The organism is Streptomyces sp. 8N616 (assembly GCF_052246385.1).
Taxonomy (GTDB): domain Bacteria; phylum Actinomycetota; class Actinomycetes; order Streptomycetales; family Streptomycetaceae; genus Streptomyces.
This window is the reverse complement of record NZ_JBQQBY010000013.1, coordinates 181,941-188,476: the sequence shown is the minus strand read 5'-3', so window position 1 is coordinate 188,476 and position 6,536 is coordinate 181,941. Positions and strand designations below refer to the sequence as shown.

Here is a 6,536-nt window from a genome sequence, read left to right as displayed (position 1 = left end):
AGGCCGTCATCGCGCTGGCCCGCCGCCGAGCGAGTGTGCTGTGGGCGCTGCTGCGTGACGGACGGACCTTCACCTCCGCCCCTCCCGTCACTCAAGCGGCTTGACTTCATCATTGAGACTCCCACCGAAAGATCCGCGCCCGCGTCGAGCACATCTTCGCCCGCATGAAGAACGGGAAGATCCTTCGCGACTGCCGTCTGAAAGGCGACGGCGTTCACCACGCCATGCTCGGCATCGCACGGCTGCACAACCTCGCCCTCACGGGGTAACTCCCGCCCCATACGAGTCCAGAGAGGCCCAGGGGAGGCGGCTCCCCGCCTCCCCGGCTCGGAGAATGCTCAGTCGATACAGAATTCGTTGCCCTCGATGTCCAGCATTGGGATGCACGACTCGTTTTCCTCATCGGCATACAGCGTTTGCACGTGGGTGGCGCCGAGCGCGACCAGTCGTGCGCACTCGGCTTCGAGCGTGGCGAGGCGCTCGTCCCCCACGAGCCCGGTGCCGACCCGGACGTCGAGATGCACCCGATTCTTGACGATCTTGCCTTCGGGGACGCGCTGGAAGTACAGACGCGGGCCCACGCCTGAGGGATCACTGCAGGCGAACCATGAACCCTGCTCCTCAGGAGGCAGGGTGCGGTTGAAATCGTCCCAGGTGGCGCACCCCTCCGGTGGCGGCGGTATGACATACCCCAACACCTCGCACCAGAAACGAGCGAGACGCTCAGGTTCTGCGCAGTCAAAGGTGACTTGGAACTTCTTGATCGCTGACATCGGCGCACCGTACCGCGCACCAGGGGGACCCTGCCGCTCATTTCCCCAGGAGGATCCGCCCGCCACCCGTCGCGCCCTGGGTCACCTTGGACACCAAGTCTCAAACCGGACAGTCCACGAGAACGACGCGGCCGTGGCGGCGGGGCGCCTCAGTGGTCCCCAGGATCCAGTCCTGACCAACCACCTTCATGCCAAGATCAGTTGCGGGACAACCCTTAGGGTCCGTCTTCAAAGATCACTAGGTGATGGCTCATGGTCGGGTGCGTCGACATGAACTCACCGATAGTGAGTGGAAGTTGCTGGCCCCGCTCATACCCCGGGCCGGGACCGGTCGTCCTCGTTTGGACGACCGACTGAAGGGGGCGATTCCCGGTTCCCTTCAGGGCGCGCTGCGTAGACTCCCCGTAGTCATCCGCTCGGGGAGGGGCATGCGATGAAGGGCATACGAGCGGGCGGCATCGCCCTCGCCGTTCTGGGCGCCGCCGGTGTGGCGGCGGCACGGGCCGCCGCCGATCGGATCGCGCGGAACCCCGATCCGTATCCGCTGGACCGGCTCGCGCGGGAGCCCGAAGGCGAAGAGGTGTTCATTCCGCGGCCGGACGGGACGGTGCTGCGGGCTCTCGTGGCCGGGGAGGGACCGGCGGTCGTGCTCGCCCACGGCTACGGCGCCTCACTGCTGGAGTGGAATCTGATCTGGGAGGAACTGCGATCGGCCGGCCACCGTGTCATAGCCTTCGACCAGCGGGGCCACGAGCGGTCCACGCTCGGCCGTGACGGCGCCGGCTCCGGACCCATGGCGGCGGACTACGCCGCCGTGCTGGAGCACTTCGACGTCACGGACGGTGTGCTGGTGGGCCACTCCATGGGCGGCTTCCTCGCGATCCGTGCGGTGCTGGACCACGGCGAGGTCGTCCGGCGCCTGAGCGGCCTGGTGCTCGTCGCCACCTGGGCGGGCCGGATCTACGACGGCGCGCCGCAGACCCGGCTGCAGATACCGCTGATCAGAGCCGGCATCATCCAGCGCTGGATGCGCACGCGAACCGGCGCGCTCCTCTTCGGCGCCGCCCAGTGCGGCCGTCGGCCGTCCCCGGCGATGATCTCGGTCTACCGCGATGTCTTCCTACGGCAGGACCACGCCCCGTTGCTGCCGGTGGCGCGTGCCTTCGCCGCGGAGGACCGCTATCCGCGCCTCGGCGAGATCACCGTGCCCACCGTCGTCGTGGTCGGCGCCGACGACCGCTCGACACCGCCCGTCCACGCGCAACGGATGGCCGCGGGCATACGCGGTGCGCGGCTGGTTACCGTGCCCGGCGCGGGCCACATGATCAACTGGGAAGGCGCCGACGCTCTCGTCGAAGCCGTCGAGTCGGTGGCCGCCCCTGCCCGGGACGGTTCGGGAAGCTAGGGTCCGTTTTTAAAGTTCACTAGGTGATGGGTCATAGGAGAAGGCGCAGTTGACCAGGGCCTGGTGGCGGCGGATCGCAGTGTCGGAGTGGACCTGGAAATCAGCCCATCCGAGTTCGTCCTTGACCTGCTTTAGCTCTGCTCGATCCAGTTGCGGATGCCGTAGATCCGCACGACCTCGTCCAAGCTGGCGGGCGGATAGGGGGACTCTGCCACCGGGGTGAGCCAGGGCGGGGCAGATCTGTAGCCAGGTACCAGATGGCTTTCTCCGGCAAGGTGGCCGGGTCGGTGGTGGCCACCACCAGCCGGGTCGTCCCGTTCAGCCCCGAAAAGTCCAAGACGGCATCCGCGGCCACCAGGTGGCGGTGTGCCCCCAGAACGGGTGACCGGTGTCCAGTGGCCGGGCCGGTCAGGGCCGTACCAGTCGAGTTCGAGGGCGGCGTCCATGGGTGTGTGCGCTTGGTCGCCGTAGGCCCAGGTGCCGCGGCCGGCGTTTGACGGCGATCACGAACGGCACATCGGCGGCGGGAAGGTGATCTCGGCGGCACGCGTATCCCGCGCCAGCTGGGCGGCGGTCCGCCATTGGTATGGAAGGGATTGTCCGTTCCAGTTGATGAATTAAGAGATAAGAGTGGCAATCGTGGTCTGCGGGCCGAGGTAGCACCTCCAGCGTCGTGAAGCGCGGCCTTGCCGGGAAGGGCTCATGGGACATGCTGGATGTCGGGGGATGCCCAATTCTTTCTTTCCTCGCGGAGGGCGCCTGTCATCGCCTACCTCTTCAATCCGCCGCCGTCGTGGCCGCAGCCCCCTCCGGGGTGGGTACTTCCTGAAGGGTGGCGGCCGGACCTGGCGTGGCCGCCACCCCCCGGCTGGCAACTATGGATCGAGGTGCCCGACGGACTGGATACTGCATCCGAGCCGGGCCGCGCGCGACGCTGGGCTCCGCAGTCTCCCTCGGCTGGGGACGGCCGCGGCACATGTCGGATGCAGAGGCGATCACGACGCAGGCGAGAATGCTTTGTCGGCTGCCTCGGCGCCTTTGGCGAGCGCATGTTCAAAATTGGAATGGCTCGGCGGCTAGAACCTTTGGACCGAATCAGAGAGTTGGGCGACGCCTCGGTTCCCTTCCGCTTCGACGTGCACGCTCTGATCTTCAGCGAGGACGCCGTCGGGCTGGAGCGCTGCCTCCACCAGGAGTTCGAGGACCGCTGGGTGAACCGGGTCAATCTGCGCCGAGAGTTCTTCTACGTTACCCCCGCTGAAGTCCGCATGGCCCTGGAACGATTCGCTGGTGAGCACCTGCTGGAGTTCCACGAGGAGACTGATGCCCATGAGTGGCGCGCCAGCGGAGCCGTGTAGCAGCGGTCCACAAGCTGGACGTGGCAGGACTGTCGATAACAGGGCGTCAGCCGTGTCGACCGCTGGGGGTCAAGGGGTCGCAGGTTCAAATCCTGTCGTCCCGACTTGCGAAGCCGCAGGTCAGAGGCCGTTTCCGATCATTCGGGAACGGCCTTTGTCGTACGTGCGTTTGCTCCCACGTGGGAGCCCTCTGGGAGCGCTCGTGCTCCCACGCTCCCAAGGTGTCAACGGCGCCCGAATCGTCCGGCGCCCGATCCGGTCGATGTTCCCGGCCGTCCCCCCGCGGCGGTAGGTGGTGGTCGTCAACCGTAGGGCCCCGTTCGTCGCCCGATCGCGATCGGTGGACGTGTGTGCGGCATGGCGGGGCCGGGAGTCAATTGCCCCTTGTCTCTTGAAGGTGCCCTTGACTCCTTCAAGATCAACGTCCCCTCCCAATCGCTGTGCCCGAGTCGAGCGGTCGGCGGACGAGGTACGAGGGGTCGGCGGCGCAAGCGCACAGTTCACGGCACATGGCGGGCGATTGCCCGAGTCGTCGGCTCGGAACAAGGCGAGGTAATGCCCCTTGTCGATGGCCGTTGTCTGTTGACTCCCCAAGCTGGGAGCGCTGTAGGCGGCTGTGCTGAGCCGGTGAGCGCCGCTGGTTTCATCATCGGACGGTGGATCGGACACCGTGGTGTTCGCCAGCAAGTGACGGCGACGCTTGTGGTGGAGAGGTGGAACCCGCTGTGTCGGCTCTGCTGTGTGCCCCTCCAACTCGCTGCCTCAGTGCCGCCTGGAATCCTCCGGTGATGCCTCGCACCCATATATCTCGGGCAGCACCACGGTGCCTGGCTTGCTGCGCTTGGATGGCGGACCGCGTATGGCTCCTGCATCCTGTCCGCCCAGGCGCGCCCGCCGTATTGTGCCTCGGCCCGGGCTCCGCTGGGTCACCGGAGTCGGCCGCACCGGCGCGGTCCTCGGCCTGTGGCTGGGCGGCGTCCTCGCGGCGAACGGCAACGGGAGCTGGGGCTTTATCGCTTTCGCGATGGCCGGACTGCTCGGTGCCATCGCCATCGGGTCCGTGCCGCTGGCCGCCCGAGTGGCCGCCCCGAGTGGCCGCCCCGAGTGGCCGCCCCGAGTGGCCGCCCGAGTGGGCGCCCCGAGTGGCCGCCCCGAGTGGCCGCCCGAGTGGGCGCCCCGAGTGGCCGCCCCGAGTGGCCGCCCGAGTTGGCGGCCGAGCGGTACGACGTACCCGGGTCGATGCCTCACCACCGAACTCGGCAGCGGCCGCTGCAACCGCCGCGGACGACGGGTGAGTCCCGGGCCGCGGTGCCCTCTCCCCAAGGCGGCTCCGCGGCTGGGGTCCACCAGAGCCGTCGGGCACGACGCCCTGGTCGGCCGCCCGCGACAACACCCGCTTCATCTCCCGATATGCGCACGGACGAACAGTTCGGTCATGACTGCTCCCCGTGCGGTTCGGGAGCGGAGGGGACACGGACGGATGCCCCTGTCCGCTCCAGTACCTCGTCGGGGGTGACTCCGGGCGCGGTCTCGACGAGGACCAGGCCGTCGCCTGTCACGTCCAGCACGCCGAGGTCGGTGATGACCCGGTGCACACACGCTCTGCCGGTCAGCGGCAGGGTGCATTCCTCGACGAGCTTCGGGGAGCCGTCCTTGGAGGTGTGGTCCGTCAGGACGATCACCCGGCGGGCGCCGTGGACCAGGTCCATGGCTCCCCCCATGCCCTTGATCATCTTTCCGGGGATGGACCAGTTTGCCAGGTCGCCGGTCGCGGACACCTGCATGGCGCCGAGGATCGCGACGTCGATGTGGCCCCCGCGGATCATTCCGAACGAGAGGGCGGAATCGAAGAACGTGGCGCCGGGCAAGACGCTGACGGTTTCCTTGCCTGCGTTGATCAGGTCGGGGTCGACTCGGTCCGCCAAGGGGTACGGTCCTACACCGAGGATGCCGTTCTCGGAGTGCAGCACCACATTCACCTCTTCGGGAAGGAAGTTGGGTACTCGCGTGGGCAGCCCGATCCCGAGATTGACATATGAGCCGTCGCTCAGCTCGGCGGCCGCGCGGGCAGCCATTTCGTCGCGGGTCCAACTCATCGGTCTCGTACCGTCCCTCGTTCGTCAGGTGCAGAAATGGTGCGCCGTTCGATGCCCTTGTCGAGGGACTGTTCACGCGTGAGGACGATCAAGCGCTGGACGAAGACGCCGGGTACGTGGATCGCATCCGGATCGAGCTCGCCCGGCTCGACCAGCTCCTCCACTTCGGCGATCGTCACCCGCCCAGCCATCGCGGCCAGCGGATTGAAGTTGCGGGCGGCCTTGTTGAAGACGAGGTTGCCGTGCCGGTCGCCTCTCGCAGCCCGCACCAGCGCGAAGTCCGTGGTGACGCTGTGTTCCAGGACGTGATCACGCCCGCCGAACGTACGGATCTCCTTCGCCGGGGAGACGAGCGCCGCCGATCCGTCGGGGGCGTAGCGCCGGGGCAGTCCGCCGTCGGCGACCTGGGTTCCCACCCCGGCCGGGGTGTAGAAGGCGGGAATGCCGCAGCCCCCGGCCCGCAGTCGCTCGGCGAGCGTGCCCTGCGGCACGAGCTCGACCTCCAGCTCGCCGCCAAGGTACTGGCGGGCGAACTCCTTGTTGTCACCGATGTACGAACCGGTGACCCGGGCGATCCGGCCCGCCGCGAGCAGAATGCCCAGTCCTCTGCCGTCCACCCCGCAGTTGTTGGAGACCACGCTCAGGCCGCCGGCACCGCGCGCGTACACCGCCTCGATCAATACATGGGGCACACCGCTCAGGCCGAAGCCGCCCACGGCGAGTGACGCATGATCGGATATGTCACCGACCGCTTCGGCGGCGGTCTGTATGACCTTGTCCATGGAGGGGTCCTTTGGCACATGCTGCGGAACTCGACAGGTAGTTCGCTAGGTGAATTGAAGTTCACTTATGCCAGTGTCGCCCAGGCTTGGCGTGCATGTCAACGTCCGGGTACCGCACGAAT

Annotated in this window: 5 protein-coding genes and 2 pseudogenes; 3 read left to right on the top strand and 4 right to left on the bottom strand. The window is 67.5% G+C overall.

Annotated elements, in window-relative coordinates:
* Positions 1-119: 119 nt before the first annotated feature.
* Positions 120-269 (top strand): annotated as a pseudogene (locus ACTWQC_RS14545) (transposase); the annotation flags it as partial.
* 69 nt (positions 270-338) lie between these two features.
* Here the strand turns inward: ACTWQC_RS14545 and ACTWQC_RS14540 are convergent.
* Complete coding sequence (locus ACTWQC_RS14540; RefSeq protein ID WP_443316069.1) at positions 339-773, bottom strand: VOC family protein; 435 nt, start codon at positions 771-773, stop codon at positions 339-341.
* Between the two features lie 433 nt (positions 774-1,206).
* On the opposite strand from ACTWQC_RS14540, the gene ACTWQC_RS14535 reads away from it, so the two are divergent.
* Positions 1,207-2,178, top strand: coding sequence for an alpha/beta fold hydrolase (locus ACTWQC_RS14535; protein ID WP_443316068.1), 972 nt, complete (start codon positions 1,207-1,209; stop codon positions 2,176-2,178).
* Positions 2,179-2,211: 33 nt separating this feature from the next.
* Here the strand turns inward: ACTWQC_RS14535 and ACTWQC_RS14530 are convergent.
* Positions 2,212-2,718 (bottom strand): annotated as a pseudogene (locus tag ACTWQC_RS14530) (IS701 family transposase); the annotation flags it as partial.
* 176 nt (positions 2,719-2,894) lie between these two features.
* Between ACTWQC_RS14530 and ACTWQC_RS14525 the strand changes: the two are divergent.
* On the top strand, positions 2,895-3,536 hold the full coding sequence (locus ACTWQC_RS14525; protein ID WP_443316067.1) for a GIY-YIG nuclease family protein: 642 nt from the start codon (positions 2,895-2,897) through the stop codon (positions 3,534-3,536).
* Positions 3,537-4,969: 1,433 nt separating this feature from the next.
* Here the strand turns inward: ACTWQC_RS14525 and ACTWQC_RS14520 are convergent.
* Both ACTWQC_RS14520 and ACTWQC_RS14515 read right to left on the bottom strand, forming a co-directional pair.
* Positions 4,970-5,632 (bottom strand): CoA transferase subunit B, encoded by a 663-nt coding sequence (locus ACTWQC_RS14520; RefSeq protein WP_443316066.1) that lies wholly within the window; start codon positions 5,630-5,632, stop codon positions 4,970-4,972.
* On the bottom strand, positions 5,629-6,414 hold the full coding sequence (locus ACTWQC_RS14515) for a CoA transferase subunit A (protein WP_443316065.1): 786 nt from the start codon (positions 6,412-6,414) through the stop codon (positions 5,629-5,631). The genes ACTWQC_RS14520 and ACTWQC_RS14515 overlap by 4 nt, the downstream gene beginning before the upstream one ends.
* Positions 6,415-6,536 lie beyond the last annotated feature (122 nt).